Raw genomic sequence first — 20,470 nt, 5'->3', positions numbered from 1 at the left:
GCTTTGCGGAATGCGCCGCAAAGACCGTGCCGGGTAATTACGCACGCCCCCAGACTGCGCGCACTTCGTGTCGCTTCGCCAACCCCCTCGCCGGGGGCAACACCTGCGGCCCGGCAAAGCCGGTTCCGCGGTGTTCCACGAACAGACTCAGCGGCCGATGCTTTTCAGGTACTCGGAACGCGCGGCCAGCGCGGTGTCGGTGAAGTCGGTGAACACGCCATCGACGCCGAGCTTGTAATAGACCGTGTATTCGTTCTTGCCGTCCTTGTTGTAGTCGGACGCGAGCCGGCGCGACTCGTTACGGAACGTGAAGGGGTGCACGAACAGGCCCGCCTTGTGGGCGTCGGCGATCAGCGTGGTGGGGGCCATCGAGGTGGCGTCGGCGTCGTTGATCTTGCCGTCCTTGTTGACGTCCACCACCTTGCCGTCGGCGCCCACGGTGCCCTTGACGCTCACGATGTAGCGCTTCCAGGGGCCGATGCCGTCGGCGTAGGTCTTGATCTCGGCCAGCCCGGCGGGCGTGACCATGACGTCGAAGTTGCGCTTGTCGCCGGCCTTGGTCCACTCGTAGGGGCGGTCGACCGGCACGGCGTAGGTCATGGCGCCGGTCTTCATGTCGATGCCGTCGCCGTCGATCAGCTGGATGAGCTTGGTGTTCAGGCCCTTGCTCTTCATGTACTTGAGGCTGCCGGGCTCGAACGACTGCACGTAGATGGGCGCGGTCTTGCTGTTCCAGCCGGCGGCATTGATGGCGGCGATGACCTTGTCTTCCATGGGCATGCCCAGGTCGCGGAAGTAGGTCGGGTTCTTGGTCTCGGGGTAGATCGCGATGGTGCGGCCGGTTTCCTTCGACTTGGCCTTGGCGAAATCGATGATCTCCTGGAAGGTCACGACCTTGAACTTGCCGTTGAATTCCTGCGGGCGCTCGGCGTCGGTCGAGATGCCGCCCAGGGTCTTGATCTCGGCCAGCGTGAAGTCGTTGCTGAACCAGCCGGTCTGGGTTTCGCCGTCGACCTGGATGGTCTTCTTGCGCGAGGCGAAGCGGGGGTGCTTGGCCACGTCGGTGCTGATGCCCAGGTTGGGGTCGTGGCGGGCGATGAGCACGCCGTCCTTGGTGGAGACCAGGTCCATCTCGATGACGTCAGCGCCCAGCTCGATGGCGCGGGCATAGGCCTCCAGCGTCTGTTCCGGCAGGTAGCCCGAGGCGCCGCGGTGGGCGATGACCAGCGGCGGGTTGCCGTCCAGCGTGAGCAGCTTGTTCGCCGCCGGGCCGGTGGTGCCGCAGGCGGCCAGGCTCAGGGCGGCCGCGGCGGTCAGGGTGATCTGCAGGGACATGCGCATGTTGTCTTCTCCATCCAAACAAAGAAAAAAGAGGAGGCAGGCTACCCGCTGCGCGTGACAACGCCGATACCCATCTGCGCGGGCGTTCAACTTCCCGGACAATCTGTTGCATGCAGCACACGCTTTCTCCCCAGAGCCTCTTGATGGCGCAAACCTTGGTTCGCATGAACACGGTGAGCGCAAACAGCAACCTCGAGCTGATCGACTTCGCCCAGGCGCACCTCGCCGCCCTCGGCGTGAAGAGCCGCATCACCTACAACGCCGAGCGCACCAAGGCGAACCTGTTCGCCACGCTGGGCGAGGGCAAGCCGGCCGGCGTGATCCTCTCGGGCCACACCGACACGGTGCCCTGGGACGGCCAGGCCTGGAGCGTCGACCCGCTGTCGGCCGTGGTGCAGAACGAGCGCCTGTACGGGCGCGGCTCGGCCGACATGAAGAGCTACATCGCGATCGCGCTGGCCAACGCCCAGCGCTTCCTCGAGGGCGACGCGCCCTTCGCCGTGCACTTCGCCTTCACGTATGAAGAAGAAATCGGCTGCTTCGGCGTGCGCGAACTCATCGCCGACATGCGCGACGCCGGCATCAAGCCGCTGGCCTGCATCGTGGGCGAGCCCACCAGCATGGTGCCGGCCATCGCCCACAAGGGCGTGTACCGCTACAAGTGCTGCGTGCGCGGCAAGGAGGCGCACTCGTCGCTCACGCCGAAGTCGGTCAACGCCATCGAGATGGCCGCGCGCGTGATCGGCAAGGTGCGCGACATGGCCGAGGATTTCGAGCGCAGCGAGCCGCGCTACGACGGCTTCGACGTGCCCTTCAGCACCGCCAGCGTGGGCCAGTTCCACGGCGGCATCGCCGACAACGTGGTGCCGCGCGACGCCGAGTTCCGCTACGAATTCCGCGACCTGCCCACCGCCGACGCCAAGCGCATGCAGTCCGACGTGCTGGCGTACGCCGCGAGCATCGAGCCCGCCATGAAGAAGGTGGCGCCCGACGCCGGCTTCAAGTTCGAAACGATCTGCGAGATCCCGAGCTTCCTGGGCGCGGCCGGCGATCCGGTCACGCTGCTCGCGCAGCGCCTGGCCAGCGAAGACCGCACCACGCTGGTGGCCTTCGGCACCGAAGCGGGCCTGTTCAAGAACGCCGGCATCCCCACGGTGGTGTGCGGCCCCGGCAGCATCGAGCAGGCGCACCAGCCCGACGAGTTCGTGAGTCTTGAGCAGCTCGCGCGCTGCGAGCTGTTCATGGAGCGCCTCGCGACCTCGCACACCATTGGCTGAAGACCCCGGCAGCGGCGCACTGCAACGCATGAAACGCGTCGCGCTCGGCCTGCTGTGCGCGGCGGCGGCGCTGTATGCGCTGGCCAGCGCGCTGCACGGCCAGCATCCGGCCTGGGGCTACGTGGCGGCCTTTGCCGAAGCCGCGATGGTCGGCGCCATTGCCGACTGGTTCGCGGTGGTGGCGCTGTTCCGCCACCCGCTGGGCCTGCCGATCCCGCACACGGCGATCATCCCGAGCAACAAGGACCGCATCGGCGCCAAGCTCGCGGGCTTCATCTGCGACAACTTCCTGAGCACCGCCCAGGTGCTGGCCAAGCTGCGCCAGTTCGACGCGGCGGGGCGCATCGCCGAGTGGCTGGCCCGACCCGCCAGCGGCGAGCGGCTCGGCGAATGGGGCGTGGCCGCCACGCGCTACGGGCTGGCCGCCTTCGACGACGAACGGGTGCGCGACTTCATGGGCCGCGCCGCGGCGGCCGGCCTGGCCAAGATCGACCTCTCGCGCCTTACCGGCCAGGCCCTGGACGCGCTCACGGCCGGCGGGCGCCACCAGGCGCTGCTCGACGACGTGCTGCAGCAGGTGGCCGAGCTGCTCGACGGCGACGAGGTGCAGGCGCACATCACCGAGGCCATCGCGCGCGAGATCAAGACGCTGCGCTACGTCGGCCTGGACCAGGTGGCGGCCAAGCTCGCCACGCGCAAGATCGTGGCCGCCATCGCGCGCACGCTGGCCGAGCTGGCGGCCGAGCCCGAGCACCCGATGCGCAAGCGCTTCGACCACTTCGTGGACGACTTCGTGGTGCGCCTGAAGCTCGACCCCGAGTTCCAACAGCGCGGCGAGCAGATCCGCGCCGAGCTCATCGCGCACCCCGCGCTGGGCGACTACCTGCACGGCCTGTGGGGCGAGCTGCTGGGCTGGCTGCACGACGACCTCGGGCGCCCCGACTCGACCATCCGCCAGCGCATCGCCACCATGGCCGGCGCACTGGGCCAGCGGCTGCAGAACGACGCGGCGATCCGCGCCTGGATCAACGAGCAGCTCGAAGCCGCCGCGCCGGCGGCCATCGAGCGCTACCGCGAGGACATCCGCCGCTACATCGAGGAGCGCGTGGGCGAGTGGAACGCGCACGAGATGACCGACGAACTCGAGCGCCACATCGGGCGCGACCTGCAGTTCATCCGCATCAACGGCACGCTGGTGGGCGGGCTGGTGGGGCTGCTGATCCATACGGCGACGCAGCTGCTGCGCGGCTGAACAATCACCGGGTGCTGCGGGTTATCCGCAGCGGACGAAAGTCCGCATCCAGTCTCGCGAGCGACTGCGCGGCCTCCTCCGGCTCCTAGACTGCGGGCGCACTGCCGCATCCACAACGCCAACCCCAGAGGAGATCGCCATGCCCCGTCGCTCGATCCGCGCTGCCGCGCTGACCGCCGCCCTCGCCCTGCTCGCCGCCTGCAGCTCGCTGTCGCCACCGCCCAAGCGCCCCGCCGCCTGGGCCGCGCCCGAAGTGCTCGTGGCCCCGTCGTCCTTCGCGGGCGTGCACGGCCTGGCCATCGATGCGAAGGGCCGGCTGCTCGCGGGCTCCGTGCTCGGCAACACGTTGTGGGAGGTCGACCGCCAGACCGGCGCCGCCAAGGTGCTGATCGACGCACCCGAAGGCCAGGCCGACGACATCGCGGTCGGCCCGAAGGGCGAGCTGGCCTGGACCAACTACCTCATGGGCATGCTGCGCTACCGCGAGAACGACAGCGCGCCGCTGCGCGTGCTCGCCAAGGACCTGCCCGGCCTGAACTCGCTCGACTTCGACCGCAAGAACGGCAAGCTCTACGCCTCGCAGGTGTTCCTGGGCGATGCGCTGTGGGAGATCGACCGCGAAGGCAAGCAGCCGCCCCGGCTCATCAAGAAGGACATGGGCGGCTTCAACGGCTTCGAGGTCGGGCCCGACGGCCTGCTCTACGGCCCGCTGTGGTTCAAGGGCCAGGTCGTGAAGATCGACCCGGCGAACGGCAATCTGACCGTGATCGCCGACGGCTTCAAGATCCCGGCCGCCGCCAACCTCGACGGCAAGGGCAACCTGTGGGTGGTCGATGCGCGCAGTGGCGAGCTGGTGAAGGTCGATCTTGCGAGCGGCAAGAAGACCGTGGCCAAGCAGCTGCGCCCGTCGCTCGACAACCTGACCATCGCACCTGACGGGACGATCTACGTCTCGAACATGGCCAACAACGAGGTGCAGGCCTTCAACCCCGCCACCGGCGAACTGCGCACGCTCACCAGCGGCAAGGTGGCGGTGCCCGCGGGCCTGAAGATCGACGGCAACGACCTGTGGGTGGCCGACGTCTTCGGCTTCCGGCAGGTCGACGTGCGCACCGGCGAGGTGCGCGACGTGTTCCGCATGCAGCGCGACCCCGAGCTCGACTACCCCTTCGCGGTCGGCCTGTCGCCCCAGCTGTTCACGCTGACCTCGTGGTTCACGGGCTCGGTGCAGCTGGTCGACCGCCAGACGCTGAAGACGGTCGAAACGATCCACGGCCTGAAGGCCCCGTTCGACGCGCTGCCCATGCCCGACGGCAGCGTGATCTACGCCGAACTCGCCACCGGCAGCATCACCCGCGCCAGCGGGCCGAAGTTTGCAGAGAAGTCAGTGCTGGCTAGCGGCCTGAACGGCCCGGTGCAACTGGTGGTCGGCCAGGACGGCGCGCTCTACGTGACCGAGGCCGCCGGCAAGCTGCTGCGCATTCCGCTGGACGCCAGCGCCCCGCTGCGCACCGTGGCCGACGGGCTGGCGCTGCCCGAGGGCCTGGCCCAGACGCCGTGGGGCAGCTTCATCGTGGCCGAGAGCGCGGCGCGCCGGCTGGTCGAGATCGACCCGGCCACCGGCACCCGCCGCACCGTCGCCGACAACCTGCCCATCGGCCTGGCGCCCGGGCCCGGCCTGCCGCCGCCCTATGTGGTGACGGGCGTGGCCGTGGGGCGCGACGGCACGGTCTACGTGTCGGCCGACAAGAACAATTCGATCTATCGAATTCGCCCTGTTATGCAGGGTAACAATTAGTACAAATTCCTGTTTACTTTTATAAACACATATTACAAACTGGCCGGGACGCTTCGCAGCGTGCCGATCGCATAGGGCAGTCGGAGGTCTGCGAAGCGCTCTTTCCGAAGGGACATCGCATGACTCCGCTCGTCGTAGGCCAGGTGCTATCGCCCGAATATTCCCTGGGGCTGGTTGCACTGTCGTTCGTCATTTCCTTCTTCGGCTCGCTGGTGGCCCTGATCTGTGCCGGGCGCATGGTCGGCGCCGACGGCAAGCCCAACCTGGCCATCGTGGCCTGCGCCGCGGTGGCGCTGGGCGGCATCGGCATCTGGTCGATGCACTTCATCGGCATGCTGGCCTACCGGCTGCCCTTCGGCATTTCGTACAACATGCCGCTGACCATCGTGTCGCTGGTGGCGGCCATCCTGATCTCGGGCATTGCGCTGTACCTGGCGGGCGGGCGAAAGAAATTCAGCCGCTCCGGCTGGCTGGCTGGCAGCCTGCTGGCCGGCCTGGGCGTGTGCGTGATGCACTACATGGGCATGTTCGCGATGAACATGCGGGCCACGATGAGCTTCGACCCCGGCATGGTCGCGCTGTCGGTGGTCATCGCCATCACGGCCGCCGCCGCGGCGCTGTGGCTGGCCTTCAACCTGCGCAAGCTGACCCACCAGGTGGCCGCCGCCGCCGTGATGGGCGTGGCGGTCTGCACCATGCACTACGTGGGCATGAACGCGGCCAGCATGATCTGCACGGCGGCCGCCCCGATCGACGCGCTCTCCCTGGGCGGCAGCTACATGGGCCTCACGGTGTTCGGCACGGCCGGCGCGGTGCTGATCTTCATCTACTGGGTGGTCACGGGCAGCAGCCTCGATGCCGCCCCCGCTGCACAGCAGCGCGTGCGCCCCAGCTAGTTGGCGCAAGCGGGCCGGGGGCCCGCCTCCTACAGTCTGTGCGAACGACACGTTGCGCTTCGCACAGACCCCCATGCCCTTTCTCGAATCCCGGCTGCAGACGGCCGCAGACACCTACCAGGCCAACCGCGCCAGCATGCTCTCGCTGCTGGCGCAGGTCCGGTCCCACGAAGCCCGCGCCGTGGCCGCCTCCAGCGCCTCGGCCGAGCGCTTCGCCAAGCGCGGCCAGTTGCTGCCGCGCGAACGCCTCGCGCTGCTGCTGGACACCGGCGCGCCCTTCCTGCCGCTGGCCACGCTGGCGGGCCTGGGCCAGGACAACCCCGACCTCGCCAAGAGCGTGCCCGGGGGCGGCCTGATCGCCGGCATCGGGCGCGTGGCGGGCGTGCGCTGCATGATCAGCGCCTCCGACTCCGGCATCGACGCCGGCGCGCTGCAGCCCATGGGTCTGGACAAACAGCTGCGCCTGCACGAGATCGCGCTGGAGAACAAGCTGCCCTTCATCCAGCTGGTCGAAAGCGCGGGCGCCAACCTCATGCAGTACCGCGTGCAGGACTTCGTGCGCGGCGGCAACATCTTCCGCAACCTCGCGCGGCTCTCGGCCGCGGGCCTGCCGGTGGTGACGGTGACCCACGGCTCGTCGACCGCGGGCGGCGCCTACCAGACGGGCCTGTCCGACTACATCGTGATGGTGCGCGACCGCACGCGGGCCTTCCTGGCCGGGCCGCCGCTGCTGAAGGCCGCCACCGGCGAGATCGCCACCGAGGAAGAACTGGGCGGCGCCGTCATGCACACCCACATCTCGGGCCTGGGCGACTACCTGGCCGAGGACGACCGCGACGCGCTGCGCATCGCACGCGCCATCCTCGGCGGCATCGACTGGGCGCGCGACGAAACGCCGCGCACCTTCGCACCGCCGCGCCACGACGCCGAAGAGCTGATGGGCCTCATGCCCGCCGACGGCCGACGGCCGGTGGACATGCGCGAGGTCATCGCGCGCATCGCCGACGGCTCGGAGTTCCTGGCCTTCAGCGAGCACTACGGCAGCGCCACGGTCTGCGGCCACATCCGCCTCGAAGGGCATGCGGTGGGCATCATCACCAACAACGGCCCCATCGATTCCGACGGCGCCACCAAGGCCACGCACTTCATCCAGGCCTGCTGCCAGTCGCGCACGCCCATCGTCTACCTGCAGAACATCACGGGCTACATGGTGGGCCGCGCGCACGAGGAGGCCGGCATCATCAAGCACGGCGCCAAGATGATCCAGGCCGTGACCAGCGCCAACGTGCCGCAGATCACGCTGCATTGCGGCGCCTCGTACGGTGCGGGCAACTACGGCATGTGCGGGCGCGGCTTCGCGCCGCGCTTCTGCTTCAGCTGGCCCAACGCGCGCACCGCCGTGATGGGCGGCGAGCAGGCCGCGCAGACCATGGCCATCGTGATGGAGGCTGGCATGGCCCGCAAGGGTGCCGTCGACCGCGACAAGATCGACGCGATGCAGCGCCAGATCGTCGAGCGCTTCGAGCGCCAGATGAGCGTCTTCACCACCAGCGCGCTGCTGCTGGACGACGGCGTGATCGACCCGCGCGACACGCGCGCCGTGCTGGCCGAGGCGCTGTCGATCTGCCGCGACGCCGAGGCACGCGCCCCGCAACCCATGCAGTTTTCGGTGGCACGGCCATGAGCGAATTTCAAAAAATCCTGATCGCCAACCGCGGCGAGATCGCCGTGCGCGTGATGCGCACCGCGCGCGCCATGGGCTACCGCACAGTCGCCGTGTACTCCCGCGCCGACGCAGACGCCGAGCACGTGCGCCAGGCCGACGAGGCCGTGTGCATCGGCGAGCCGCTGCCCGCGCAGAGCTACCTGAACATCGAGTCGATCGTTGCGGCGGCCCGCGCCAGCGGCGCCGACGCGGTGCACCCGGGCTACGGCTTCCTCGCCGAGAACGCGGCCTTCGCACAGGCCTGCCGCGACGCGGGGCTGGTCTTCATCGGTCCGTCGCCCGAGGCCATCGTCGCGATGGGCGACAAGGCCGGTGCCAAGCGGCTCATGCAGGCGGCCGGCGTGCCGTGCATTCCCGGCTACCAGGGCGACGATCAAAGCACTGCCACGCTGGCCGCCGAGGCCGAGCGCATCGGCTGGCCCGTGATGATCAAGGCCACGGCCGGCGGCGGCGGGCGCGGCATGCGGCTCGTGGCCTCGGCCGGCGCCTTTGCCGAGCAATTGCAGAGTGCGCAGTCCGAGGCGCTGCATGCCTTCGGCGACGCCACCGTGATTTTGGAGCGCGCCATCGTCGCGCCGCGCCACATCGAGATCCAGGTGTTTGCCGACCGCCACGGCCACGCGATCCACCTCGGCGAGCGCGACTGCTCGGTGCAACGGCGCCACCAGAAGGTGATCGAGGAAGCACCTTCGCCGGCCGTCGATGCCGCGCTGCGCGCACGCATGGGCGCCACCGCCGTGGCCGCCGCGAAGGCCATCGCCTACGAAGGCGCGGGCACGCTCGAGTTCCTGCTCGACGCGCAGGGCCAGTACTGGTTCATGGAGATGAACACGCGGCTGCAGGTGGAGCACCCCGTGACCGAAGCGGTGACGGGGTTGGACCTGGTCGAACTGCAGCTGCGCGTGGCGGCCGGCGAGCCGCTGCCGCTGACGCAGGACGACGTGCGCATCACCGGCCATGCGATCGAAGTGCGCCTGTGCGCCGAAGACCCGCAGCAGGGCTTCCTGCCGCAAAGCGGCACGCTGAGCGCATGGCGCACGTCACCGGCGCTGCGCACCGAACACGCGCTGCGCGACGGCGCCGAGGTGCCGCCCTTCTACGACTCGATGATCGCCAAGCTCATCGCGTCGGGGCGCACGCGCGACGAAGCACGGCAGCGGCTGCTGGCGGGCCTGCGCGACACGGTGGCGCTCGGCCTGCCGACCAACCAGGCGCTGCTGCAGCGCGCGCTCGCGCACCCCGTGTTCGCAAGCGGCGGAGCGACCACCGCCTTCATCGGCGACCACCTCGATGCGCTGCTGGCCGCCGACACCGCGAGCGACACGCGCGCCGCCCTGCTCGCAGCCCTGTTGCTGCAGACCGGCGCGCGCGGTTGGCCCTCGCCGCTGGCGCACACGCTGCCCAATGCCTTGCGCTTTGCGCTCGACGGCGCCGTGCACACGGCGCGCGTGACGCCACGCGGCGCGGCGCACTTCGAGGTCGTGCTGGACGACGCCGCGCCCGTGTCGCTCGCCTTGCTGGCGCTGTCGGACGACGGCCTGCTGCGCTTCGCCTGCGGCGGCGTGGTCGCGCAGGCGCGGGTCGTGCGGCGTTCCGAACGCGTGGACTTCCATTTCGACGGCCACGCCCACCGCCTCGACGACCTCACGCACGTGGCCGTTCCGCGCGCCGGCGCGGGCGGCGGCGACGGCCTGCTGCGCGCCTCGATGAACGGCCGCGTGGTCGCGCTGCTCGCCGCCGAGGGCGACACCGTCGCCGCCGGCCAGCCGCTGGTCACGCTCGAAGCCATGAAGATGGAACACGTGCACTGCGCACCGCGCGCGGGCCGCGTCGCGGCGCTGCATGTGGCCGTGGGCACGCAGGTGGCCGCGCGCCACATCGTGGCCGAGATCGCCGAGGCCTGAAGGCCCTTCCTTTTTTCGAGAACCTGTCGAATGAACGCATCCCACTATCGCTCCGTCTTCGCGCCTGGCCTGTTCGCCGGGCAATGCATCGTCGTCACCGGCGGCGGCTCGGGCATCGGCCGCTGCACCGCGCACGAACTGGCCTCGCTCGGCGCCCACGTGGTGCTGGTCGGGCGCAAGCCCGAGAAGCTCGACGCGGTGCGCGCCGAGATCGAAGCCGCCGGCGGCCGGGCCAGCACGCAGGCCTTCGACATCCGCCAGGAAGACGCCGTGCGCGAGGCCGTGAAGGCCATCGTCGCGGCGCACGGGCGCATCGACGGGCTGGTCAACAACGCGGGCGGCCAGTACATCACGCCGCTGGCCGCCATCTCGGCCAAGGGCTGGGAGGCGGTGATCCACACCAACCTCACGGGCGGCTTCCTGGTGGCGCGCGAGTGCTACCTGCAGAGCATGCAGGCGAACGGCGGCGCCATCGTCAACATCGTGGCCGACATCTGGGGGTCGATGCCGAACATGGGCCACAGCGGCGCCGCGCGCGCCGGCATGGTGAGCTTCACCGAGACCGCCGCCGCCGAATGGGCCGTGAGCGGCGTGCGCGTGAACGCCGTGGCGCCGGGCTACATCGCCTCCAGCGGCATGGACCATTACCCGCCCGAGGCCGGCGACATGCTGCGCGCCATGCGCAAGACCGTGCCGGCCGGCCGCTTCGGCAACGAGGCCGAGACCTCCGCCGCCATCGCCTTCCTGCTGGGCCCGGCCGCCGCCTTCATCAGCGGCACCGTGCTGCGCGTGGACGGCGCACGCCCGCAGGCGCGCATGGGCTGGCCGATGGCGCTGCCCGACGCGCAGGCGCAGCAGCGCCCCGCGGTGCGGCCCTACGACGGCTTTCACCTCGCGCAGACACCGCGCGTGTTCCAGGACAAGTAACGAGCGAACGAACGAACGGAGACCAGTGATGCAGTACACCCATGAACACCTCGAGATGCAGAACACCCTGCGCCGGTTCATCGACGAGGAGATCAACCCCCACGTCGACGAATGGGAAGAGGCCGAGATCTTTCCCGCGCACGAGGTCTTCAAGAAGCTCGGCAACCTCGGCCTGCTGGGCCTGAACAAGCCCGAGGCCTTCGGCGGCGCCGGGCTCGACTACTCGTTTGCGATGGCCTTCGCCGAAGGGCTGGGCCACATCAGCTGCGGTGGCGTGCCGATGGCCATCGGCGTGCAGACCGACATGTGCACGCCCGCGCTCGCACGCTTCGGCAGCGACGAGTTGCGCCGCGAGTTCCTGGTGCCCGCCATCGCCGGCGACACGGTCGGCTGCATCGGCGTGAGCGAGCCCGGCGCGGGCAGCGACGTGGCGGGCCTGAAGACCTACGCGAAGAAGGACGGCGACGACTACCTCATCACCGGCCAGAAGATGTGGATCACCAACAGCCTGCAGGCCGACTGGATGTGCATGCTGGTCAACACCAGCGAGGGCCCGGTGCACCGCAACAAGTCGCTCGTGATGGTGCCGATGAACCTGCCCGGCATCGAGAAGGCGAAGAAGATCCGCAAGATCGGCATGGACTCGAGCGACACCGGCCTCATCTACTTCGACAACGTGCGCGTGCCGCAGCGCTACCGCATCGGCGAAGAGGGCCAGGGCTTCGTCTACCAGATGCAGCAGTTCCAGGAAGAGCGCCTGTGGTGCGCGGCCAGTTCGCTCGCACCGATGGACGACTGCATCTCGCAGACCATCGAATGGGCGCAGCAGCGCCAGATGTTCGGCGCCACGCTGGCCGACCAGCAGTGGGTGCAGTTCAAGCTGGCCGAACTGAAGACCGAGGTGGAGGCGCTGCGCGCCCTCACCTACCGCGCCTGCGACCTGCACGTGAAGGGCGAGGACGTGCTCGAGCTCGCCTCGATGGCCAAGCTCAAGACCGGCCGCCTCACGCGCCAGGTGGCCGACACCTGCCTGCAGTTCTGGGGCGGCATGGGCTTCACGCTGGAGAACCGCGTGGCGCGCCTGTACCGCGACGGCCGCCTGGGCTCGATCGGCGGCGGTGCCGACGAAGTGATGCTCGGCATCCTCGCCAAGACCATGGGCATCGCCAAGCGCCCGCCGCGCGGCTGACCGGGCACGCCATGGACGCGGAACTGCAGGCCGACCGTGCGGCGCTCGCCGACACGGTGCGCCGCTTCGCCCAGACCGAGATCGCACCGAACGTGCAGGCCTGGGACGAGGCCGGCGAGTTCCCGCGCGCGCTGTACGCCCGCGCGGCCGAGCTGGGCCTGCTGGGCCTGGGCTACCCGGAAGCACTCGGCGGCACGCCCGCCTCGTATGCGCTGAAGCTGCCCGCGTGGGTCGCGCTCGCGCGCCACGGCCAGAGCGGCGGCGTGCTCGCGAGCCTGTTCTCGCACAACATCGGCCTGCCGCCCGTGGTGCTGCACGCGAGCGATGCCGTGCGCCGCGAGGTCGTGCCCGCGGTGCTGCGCGGCGAGAAGATCGCCGCGCTTGCGATCACCGAACCCGGCGGCGGCTCCGACGTGGCCGCGGTGCGCACGACGGCCAAGCGCGACGGCGATCACTACGTGCTCAACGGCGAGAAGACCTTCATCACCTCGGGCATGCGCGCCGACTGGATCACCGTGGCCGTGCGCACCGGCGAAGGCCGCGGCGCGGGTGGGCTCTCGATGCTGCTGGTACCCGGCGACGCGCCCGGCCTCTCGCGCACGCGGCTCGCGAAGATGGGCTGGCTGTGCTCCGACACCGCGACGCTGCACTTCGACAACGTGCGCGTGCCCGCGCGCTACCTGCTGGGCGACGAAGGCGGCGGTTTCCGCATGGTCATGGGCAACTTCAACGGCGAGCGCGTCGGGCTCGCGGCCGGCGCGCTGGGCTTCGCGCAGGCCTGCCTGGACGAAGCGCTGGCCTGGTCGCGCGAGCGCAAGACCTTCGGCGCCGCGCTCATCGAACACCAGGCGGTGCGCCACAAGCTGGTCGACATGCAGATGCGCATCGCCTCGACCGAGGCCTGGCTCGAGGCCGTGTCCGCCGAGGGTGACGCGCACGAGGCGGCAGGCCGCATCAACGCGCCCGAGTGGGTGGCGCAGGTCTGCCTGCTCAAGAACCACGCCACGCAGACCATGCAGTTCTGCGCCGACCAGGCGGTGCAGATCCTCGGCGGCATGGGCTTCATGCGCGGCACCGTGAGCGAGCGCGTCTACCGCGAGGTCAAGGTGATGATGATCGGTGGTGGCGCCGAGGAGATCATGAAGGAGCTGGCGGCGCGGCAGCTGGGGTGGGTGTAGCGGCGGCACCGAGCTTTATTCCGGCCCGGCCGGAACGCCGCTGCGCGGCAGGTGTCCAACCGTTCAGCACCTTTGCTGAGTCGCGGGAGATCACCATGCTCTCTTTCACTTACGGCATCGGCGCCGTCGTTCTGGTCCTGCTGGCGGCGCTGCTCTTTTCGGCGATCTGGATCTTCCGGGAGTACGAGCGCGGCATCGTGTTCACCCTGGGGCGCTTCTCGAAGGTGGCAGGGCCCGGGCTGGTGTTCGTGATCCCGGCCATCCAGCAGGTGGTGCGCGTCGACCTGCGCACCGTGGTGCTCGAAGTGCCGACGCAGGACGTGATCTCGCGCGACAACGTGTCGGTGAAAGTCAGCGCGGTCGTCTACTTCCGCATCGTCGATGCGGCCAAGGCCATCATCGAGGTCAAGGACTTCTTCAACGCCACCAGCCAGCTGGCCCAGACCACGCTGCGCTCGGTGCTCGGCAAGCACCAGCTGGACGACATGCTGGCCGAGCGCGAGAAACTCAACCTGGATGTGCGCGAATCGCTGGACGTGCAGACGGCGTCATGGGGCATCAAGGTGTCGAACGTCGAGATCAAGCAGATCGACCTCACCGAATCCATGATCCGCGCCATCGCGCGGCAGGCCGAGGCGGAACGCGAACGCCGCGCCAAGGTGATCCATGCCGAGGGCGAGCTGCAGGCGTCCGAGAAACTGTTCCAGGCCGCGCGCGTGCTGGCGCAGGAACCGCAGGCGATCCAGTTGCGCTACCTGGAAACGCTCACGGTGATCGGCGCGGACAAGAACACGACGATCGTCTTTCCGCTGCCGGTGGACCTGATCACGAGCTTTCTCGGCAAGCAGCACGCATAGCGCGCAACGCACGAAAGCGGAAAACCGTTCGAAGCACCCGCCGGCCTCCTTGCATGCCGGCCGACGCCTGACGCGCGTCAGTCCGCGTCTTCCCCACCGCCCGCCTGTGCGGCCAGCGCCGCTGCGGCGCGCAGCTTGTCCTTCTTGCTCGGCCGCGCGCCCTTGATGCCGCCGTTGCCCGAGGTGTCGACCAGCACCGGCGCCGTCTCGGTCGGCTCGAAGCCCGCGATGCGCTCGCGCGGCACGCGCTGGCCCTGGCGCTTCTCGATCAGGCGGAAGTGCGCCTCGGTGGTGGGGCTCACGAAACTGATCGCCAGCCCGCTCGCGCCCGCGCGGCCGGTGCGGCCGATGCGGTGGATGTAGTCGGTGGGCGAGCGCGGCAGGTCGTAGTTGATGACCACGGGCAGCTGCGCGATGTCGAGGCCGCGCGCCGCGAGGTCGGTGGCGATCACCACGTCCCAGCGGCTCTGCTTGAACTGCGCCAGGATGTCGCGGCGCGTGCCCTGCGCGATGTCGCCGTGGAAGGGCACGGCGTAGATGCCGTTGCGGTACAGCTTCTCGGCCACGGTCTGCGCGGCGTGTTGCGTGGCGACGAACACCAGCACGCGGTCCCAGGTGCCTTCGTTGTCCTTCAGCAGCTGGCGCAGCAGCTGGGTGCGACGGGCGGCGTCGACCTCGATGGCGCGCTGCACGATGTCGGGCCGGGTGCCGGGCTCGCCCTGCACGTCGACCAGCGCCGGGTCGTGCAGCATGTCGTCGGCCAGCGCCTGGATGGCGATCGGGAAGGTGGCCGAAAAGAGCAGGTTCTGGCGCCGCGCCGGCAGCAGCGCCAGGATGCGCTGCAGCTCCTCGGCAAAGCCCAGGTCGAACAGGCGGTCGGCCTCGTCGAGCACGAGCGTCGACACGGCGTCGAGCGTGAGCGCGTTGTGTTCGACCAGGTCGAGCAGCCGGCCGGGCGTGGCGACCACGATGTCAGCGCCGCCGCGCAGCCGCATCATCTGCGGGTTGATCGAGACGCCGCCGACCGCGACGACGATCTTCAGGCGCTCGGGCAGGTGCCGTGCGAAGTCTTCCAGCGTCTCGCCCACTTGGGCCGCGAGTTCGCGCGTGGGCACGAGCACCAGTGCGCGCAGGCGGCGCGACGCCGACGCGGCGGGTTCGGCGGCCAGGCGCTGCAGCAGCGGCAGGGAAAATGCGGCCGTCTTGCCGGAGCCGGTCTGTGCCGAGCCCCGTAGGTCGCGGCCCTGCAAAATGGCAGGGATGGCCGCCGCCTGGATGGCGGTCGGCGCGGCAAAGCCGCTCGCGGCGGCCGCTTGCGCGAGTGCGGGGGTCAGGCCCAGGGTATCGAATGGCATGGAACGGGCACCGGGAAAAAAAAGAGAGATCGAAAGAAAGACGGACCGAATGGGAACGATGAAGAACCTGCGCACCGGCAGCACGCTGGTGTACTCCACCGAGGCGGGCGGGCGCATGTGCCCCGACTGCGGCGCCCCGATGGCGCAATGCCGCTGCAAGGAACTCGCGAAGGCCCGCACGGCGGCCACGGACGGCATTGTCCGCGTATCGCACGAGACCAAGGGCCGAAAGGGCAAGGGCGTGACCGTGGTCAAGGGCCTGCCGCTCGACGCGGCGGCGCTGGCGGCCGTGGGCAAGCAGCTGAAAGCGGCCTGCGGCACGGGCGGCACGATGAAGGACGGCACCGTGGAGATCCAGGGCGATCACCGCGAGGTGGTCATCGCCGCCCTCGTGAAGCAGGGCCACACGGTTAAGCGCGCGGGCGGCTGAACAGCGCATGAACCCCGAAGACCTGCAGCGCCTGGTGACGCTCGAAATGCCTTTTGGCAAGCACAAGGGCACGCTGATCGCCGATTTGCCCGGAAATTACCTGACTTGGTTCGCGCGCGAGGGTTTTCCCGCGGGAGAAATTGGCCGGCTGCTCGCTTTGATGCATGAAATAGACCACAACGGCCTGTCCGACCTGCTCAAACCGTTGCGAAACCGCCCGTCGGGTCGGAATGTTTCTCGATAACACAAGATTTCCCCCCTTTTTTAGGAAATCGGGCCGGATAATCCGGCTCACGTGTCTGCGAGCCTCGGCTCCCGTGCACGTAATTTGGTGATCGGTCAGTTTCGCGCCACAGCGCATTAGTTTGTTGTGATTCTGGGACTCCATCGCTTTGTGTTTTTTTGGTTTGAATTAGGAGTCCCTCCATGGGCAAGAAACTTTACGTGGGCAACCTCGCCTACTCCGTGCGTGACAACGACCTGGAACAAGCTTTCGGCGAATTCGGTTCGATCGTCAGCGCCAAGGTCATGATGGAACGTGACACCGGCCGTTCGAAGGGCTTCGGCTTCGTCGAAATGGGCACCGACGCTGAAGCACTCGCTGCAGTCGAAGGCATGAACGGCGCATCGCTGCAGGGCCGCGCCCTGACGGTGAACGAAGCCCGTCCGATGGAAGCACGTCCCCCCCGCACCGGCGGTGGTGGCGGCTACGGCGGTGGTGGCGGCGGCGGCTACGGTGGTGGCGGCGGCGGCGGTTACGGCGGCGGCGGTGGTGGCCGCAGCGGTGGCGGCGGCGGTGGTTACGGCGGCGGCGGCGGTGGCCGCGGCGGCTACTAAGCCCTCCCCCACACACTCATGAGCGCCTCGGCGCTCTGAATGAATAAAAAGCTCCTTCGGGAGCTTTTTTCGTTTCTGGCCCACCCCACAAACCCGGCCCCGTTCCCTGCCCCTTCGAGGAACACCGCGGAACCGGCTTTGCCGGGCCGCTGGTGTTGCCCCCGGAAGGGGGTTGGCGAAAGCGACACGAAGTGCGCGAAGCCTGGGGGAGAGTCCGTGCTTTCCCTGTAAGCATTAGTGCGTACCGTGGTGGTCAGCCTATGGTCAGCCGCCGGCGACGACCCTCGTCCCTTCGAAAACAGAGGGTCGAGACAATGAAAATCAAGAGACAGGCGGACTTCTTCTCAGGAGTCATGTTCGCCGCCGTCGGTGGCGCGTTCGCCATCGGCGCCACCACCTACACCATCGGCGACGGCGCCCGCATGGGGCCGGGGTACTTTCCGCTGATGCTGGGCATCCTGCTGGCGCTGCTGGGCGCGCTGATCATGTTCCAGGCCATGGTGGTCGAGAGCGCCGACGGCGACAAGATCGGCAAATGGGCCTGGAAGCCGCTGGCCTTCGTGCTCGGCGCCAACCTGGCCTTCGGCGTGCTGCTGGGCGGCCTGCCCAGCGTCGGGCTGCCGGCGATGGGCATGATCATCGCGATCTACGCGCTGACGATCATCTCGAGCATGGCCGGCGAGCACTTCAAGCTGCGCGACGTGCTGGTGCTCTCCACCATCCTGGCGGCCGGCAGCTATGTGGCCTTCATCTGGGCGCTCAAGCTCCAGATCCAGGTCTGGCCCACCTTCATTTCGGGCTGAGGAGCACACCGCCATGGAACTGTTCCACAACCTGGCGACCGGCTTCGGCGTCGCCTTCACCTTCACCAACTTGCTGTACTGCCTGGTCGGTTGCATCCTGGGCACGCTGATCGGCGTGCTGCCGGGCATCGGCCCCGTCGCGACCATCGCGATGCTGCTGCCCGCCACGTACGCGCTGCCGCCCGTGTCGGCGCTGATCATGCTGGCCGGCATCTACTACGGCGCCCAGTACGGCGGCTCGACCACGGCCATCCTGGTGAACCTGCCCGGGGAGTCGTCCTCGGTGGTCACCTGTATCGACGGCTACCAGATGGCAAGGCAGGGCCGCGCAGGCCCCGCGCTGGCCGCGGCGGGCCTGGGCTCGTTCTTCGCGGGCTGCGTCGGCACGCTGATCCTGGCCGCCTTCGCGCCCCCGCTGACCGAGCTGGCCTTCAAGTTCGGCCCGGCCGAGTATTTCTCGCTGATGGTGCTGGGCCTGATCGGCGCGGTGGTGCTGGCCTCCGGCTCGCTGCTCAAGGCGGTGGCGATGATCGTGCTGGGCCTGCTGCTGGGCATCGTCGGCACCGACGTGAACTCGGGCGTCGCGCGCTTCAGCTTCGACATTCCCGAGCTCACCGACGGCATCGGCTTCGTGGTGATCGCCATGGGCGTGTTCGGCTACGGCGAAATCATCGGCAACCTCTCGCAGCCCGATGACGAGCGCGAGGTGTTCACGCACAAGGTGAAGGGCCTGTGGCCCACCAAGGAGGACTTCAAGCGCATGACGCCCGCCGTGCTGCGCGGCACGGCGCTGGGTTCGGCCCTGGGCATCCTGCCCGGCGGCGGTGCACTGCTGGCGGCCTTTGCGGCCTATGCGCTGGAGAAGAAGATCAAGATGCGCCCGGGCGAAGTGCCCTTCGGCAAGGGCAACATCCGCGGCGTGGCATCGCCCGAGTCGGCCAACAACGCCGGCGCGCAGACCTCCTTCATCCCGCTGCTGACGCTGGGCATTCCGCCCAATGCGGTGATGGCACTGATGGTGGGCGCGATGACGATCCACAACATCCAGCCCGGCCCGCAGGTGATGACCAGCAACCCCGAGCTGTTCTGGGGCCTGATCGCCTCGATGTGGATCGGCAACGCGATGCTGATCATCCTGAACCTGCCGCTGATCGGCATGTGGATCAAGCTGCTGACGGTGCCCTACAAGTTCCTGTTCCCGGCCATCGTGCTGTTCTGCGCGATCGGCGTGTACTCGACCAACAACAACACCTTCGACGTGTGGATGGTGGCGATCTTCGGCTTCATCGGCTACCTGTTCCTGAAGCTGCGCACCGAGCCGGCCCCGCTGCTGCTGGGCTTCATCCTCGGGCCGATGATGGAAGAGAACCTGCGGCGCGCGCTGCTGCTGTCGCGCGGCGCGTGGAGCGTGTTCGTGACGCGGCCGCTGTCGGCGGGCCTGCTGATCGCTGCGGCGCTGCTGCTGGCCATCGTGCTGCTGCCGGCGATCAAGGCGAAGCGCGAAGAAGCGTTCGTCGAAGACTGACCTCGGCGCCCCGAAAAAAAGCCCCTGGCCGAACGCCAGGGGCTTTTTTTATTTCAGGAACGCGTCGTAGGCGGTTTTCAGGATCAGCGCACTCACCACCACGATGAACACGATCCGCACGAAGCCCGCGCCATGCTTCAGCGCCACGCGCGTACCGACCAGGCTGCCGGCCACGTTGGCCACGGCCATCACCAGCCCGTAGTGCCACCAGACGTGGCCCTTGGCGGCCAGCAGGATCAGCGCGGCGGCGTTGGTCAGGGTGTTGATGACTTTGGCCGAGGCCGAGGCGTTGAGGAAGTCGTAGCCCATCCAGCGCACGAACAGGAACACCAGGAAGCTGCCCGTGCCCGGCCCGAAGAAGCCGTCGTAGAAACCGATGGTCAGGCCGATGGTGCTGGCCGCCAGGGTCTCGGCACGGCCGCTGAAGCGCGGCGCGTGCAGCCGGCCCATGTCCTTGCGCGCCAGCGTGTAGACCAGCACACCCAGCAGGATGACCGGCAGCGCCCGGCGCAGGAAGTCGCCCGGAAAGACCGTGACGGTCCAGGCGCCGAGCATCGAGCCGCCGAAACCCAGCAGCGCGGCCGGCCACATGGCGCTCCAGCGCATCTGCACGCGCTGGCTGAACTGGGCCGCCGAGGCCGCGGTGCCCCAGATCGACGCGCTCTTGTTGGTGCCCAGCAGCGTGGCGGGCGGCGCGCCCGGAAACACCGCAAAGAGGGCCGGCACCAGGATCAACCCGCCGCCGCCCACGATCGCATCGATAAAACCCGCGAGCAGTGAGGCGCCCGTGACCACCAGCATTTCCATGCGGGCGATTGTCTCACCGGAATCGCTATCGAAACGATAGCTGTGGTGGCCGGTAGCGGCTGGCCAGGAGGCTTGTTTGGCTTGGAAGAAAGCGCCCGCGTTTGCGCTGCGAACGGGCAAAAAAAAGCGCCGACCAGCGGCGCTTTTCAAATATCAGACAGGCATCTCGTACGGAGCCTTTGAAGAATGTTCTTGTTGATCGATCGGAAGCTTGTCTCCTCGGACCCTCGGCAGTACGAGCAGGGCCCGTCGCGAGTGCGCAGATTGTGCAAGCGCGCACCCGCCCGGTGCATTAGGAATTACCCGCTTCGTGTTACTTCGACCCCCCGGTTGGGAAACCAAAGTGTTTCAGGCAGTTAACAAGATGG

The 20,470-nt window shown here is 68.6% G+C and carries 18 protein-coding genes; 15 read left to right on the top strand and 3 right to left on the bottom strand.

Features of this window, described 5'->3' with window-relative positions; all coding sequences use genetic code 11:
• Positions 1-147: 147 nt before the first annotated feature.
• Positions 148-1,341: a glycerophosphodiester phosphodiesterase gene (locus AC3WQM_RS25110; protein WP_492682525.1), complete on the bottom strand. Its 1,194-nt coding sequence runs from the start codon at positions 1,339-1,341 to the stop codon at positions 148-150.
• A 110-nt stretch (positions 1,342-1,451) separates the two neighbouring features.
• On the opposite strand from AC3WQM_RS25110, the gene argE reads away from it, so the two are divergent.
• From argE to AC3WQM_RS25060, 10 genes are all read left to right on the top strand, one after another.
• Complete coding sequence (argE, locus tag AC3WQM_RS25105; RefSeq protein ID WP_095950723.1) at positions 1,452-2,618, top strand: acetylornithine deacetylase; 1,167 nt, start codon at positions 1,452-1,454, stop codon at positions 2,616-2,618.
• A 28-nt stretch (positions 2,619-2,646) separates the two neighbouring features.
• Positions 2,647-3,870 carry a DUF445 domain-containing protein gene (locus AC3WQM_RS25100; RefSeq protein WP_492682523.1) on the top strand — a complete coding sequence of 408 codons (1,224 nt, stop codon included), beginning with the start codon at positions 2,647-2,649 and terminating at the stop codon, positions 3,868-3,870.
• 139 nt (positions 3,871-4,009) lie between these two features.
• Entirely contained in the window at positions 4,010-5,668 is a 1,659-nt protein-coding gene (locus AC3WQM_RS25095) for a Vgb family protein (protein WP_492682521.1), read from the top strand.
• A 119-nt stretch (positions 5,669-5,787) separates the two neighbouring features.
• Positions 5,788-6,564: an MHYT domain-containing protein gene (locus AC3WQM_RS25090; RefSeq protein ID WP_489060172.1), complete on the top strand. Its 777-nt coding sequence runs from the start codon at positions 5,788-5,790 to the stop codon at positions 6,562-6,564.
• Positions 6,565-6,637: 73 nt separating this feature from the next.
• Positions 6,638-8,248: an acyl-CoA carboxylase subunit beta gene (locus tag AC3WQM_RS25085; RefSeq protein ID WP_492682519.1), complete on the top strand. Its 1,611-nt coding sequence runs from the start codon at positions 6,638-6,640 to the stop codon at positions 8,246-8,248.
• Positions 8,245-10,194 (top strand): acetyl/propionyl/methylcrotonyl-CoA carboxylase subunit alpha, encoded by a 1,950-nt coding sequence (locus AC3WQM_RS25080; protein WP_492682517.1) that lies wholly within the window; start codon positions 8,245-8,247, stop codon positions 10,192-10,194. Before AC3WQM_RS25085 ends, AC3WQM_RS25080 begins: the two co-directional genes overlap by 4 nt.
• Before the next feature lie 30 nt (positions 10,195-10,224).
• Positions 10,225-11,121 carry an SDR family NAD(P)-dependent oxidoreductase gene (locus AC3WQM_RS25075; protein ID WP_492682515.1) on the top strand — a complete coding sequence of 299 codons (897 nt, stop codon included), beginning with the start codon at positions 10,225-10,227 and terminating at the stop codon, positions 11,119-11,121.
• Positions 11,122-11,149: 28 nt separating this feature from the next.
• Complete coding sequence (locus AC3WQM_RS25070) at positions 11,150-12,310, top strand: acyl-CoA dehydrogenase family protein (RefSeq protein WP_492682513.1); 1,161 nt, start codon at positions 11,150-11,152, stop codon at positions 12,308-12,310.
• 11 nt (positions 12,311-12,321) lie between these two features.
• A complete protein-coding gene (locus AC3WQM_RS25065) occupies positions 12,322-13,488 on the top strand; it encodes an acyl-CoA dehydrogenase family protein (protein WP_492682511.1) in 1,167 nt (388 codons plus the stop codon).
• A gap of 95 nt (positions 13,489-13,583) precedes the next feature.
• A complete protein-coding gene (locus AC3WQM_RS25060; RefSeq protein WP_489060181.1) occupies positions 13,584-14,345 on the top strand; it encodes a slipin family protein in 762 nt (253 codons plus the stop codon).
• 77 nt (positions 14,346-14,422) lie between these two features.
• On the opposite strand, the gene AC3WQM_RS25055 is transcribed toward AC3WQM_RS25060, so the two are convergent.
• The gene (locus AC3WQM_RS25055; RefSeq protein ID WP_492682509.1) at positions 14,423-15,700 is read right to left on the bottom strand and encodes a DEAD/DEAH box helicase; all 1,278 of its coding nucleotides are present in this window, start codon (positions 15,698-15,700) and stop codon (positions 14,423-14,425) included.
• A gap of 58 nt (positions 15,701-15,758) precedes the next feature.
• On the opposite strand from AC3WQM_RS25055, the gene AC3WQM_RS25050 reads away from it, so the two are divergent.
• From AC3WQM_RS25050 to AC3WQM_RS25030, 5 genes are all read left to right on the top strand, one after another.
• A complete protein-coding gene (locus AC3WQM_RS25050; protein ID WP_492682645.1) occupies positions 15,759-16,130 on the top strand; it encodes a translation initiation factor Sui1 in 372 nt (123 codons plus the stop codon).
• A gap of 7 nt (positions 16,131-16,137) precedes the next feature.
• Positions 16,138-16,374 carry a DUF3820 family protein gene (locus AC3WQM_RS25045; RefSeq protein WP_056584018.1) on the top strand — a complete coding sequence of 79 codons (237 nt, stop codon included), beginning with the start codon at positions 16,138-16,140 and terminating at the stop codon, positions 16,372-16,374.
• Positions 16,375-16,556: 182 nt separating this feature from the next.
• Positions 16,557-16,967 carry an RNA-binding regulator gene (gene rbp, locus AC3WQM_RS25040; RefSeq protein WP_159278843.1) on the top strand — a complete coding sequence of 137 codons (411 nt, stop codon included), beginning with the start codon at positions 16,557-16,559 and terminating at the stop codon, positions 16,965-16,967.
• 314 nt (positions 16,968-17,281) lie between these two features.
• On the top strand, positions 17,282-17,770 hold the full coding sequence (locus AC3WQM_RS25035; protein ID WP_070063464.1) for a tripartite tricarboxylate transporter TctB family protein: 489 nt from the start codon (positions 17,282-17,284) through the stop codon (positions 17,768-17,770).
• Between the two features lie 13 nt (positions 17,771-17,783).
• Positions 17,784-19,295, top strand: a complete 1,512-nt coding sequence (locus AC3WQM_RS25030; protein ID WP_492682507.1) for a tripartite tricarboxylate transporter permease — start codon at positions 17,784-17,786, stop codon at positions 19,293-19,295.
• A 48-nt stretch (positions 19,296-19,343) separates the two neighbouring features.
• Here the strand turns inward: AC3WQM_RS25030 and AC3WQM_RS25025 are convergent, their stop codons facing one another.
• The gene (locus tag AC3WQM_RS25025) at positions 19,344-20,102 is read right to left on the bottom strand and encodes a sulfite exporter TauE/SafE family protein (RefSeq protein ID WP_139703963.1); all 759 of its coding nucleotides are present in this window, start codon (positions 20,100-20,102) and stop codon (positions 19,344-19,346) included.
• Between the last annotated feature and the right edge of the window lie 368 nt (positions 20,103-20,470).

The organism is Variovorax sp. FW301-JW7 (genome assembly GCF_058788795.1).
The sequence above is the reverse complement of the archived record's forward strand: the minus strand, read 5'-3'. Positions and strand labels throughout refer to the sequence as shown.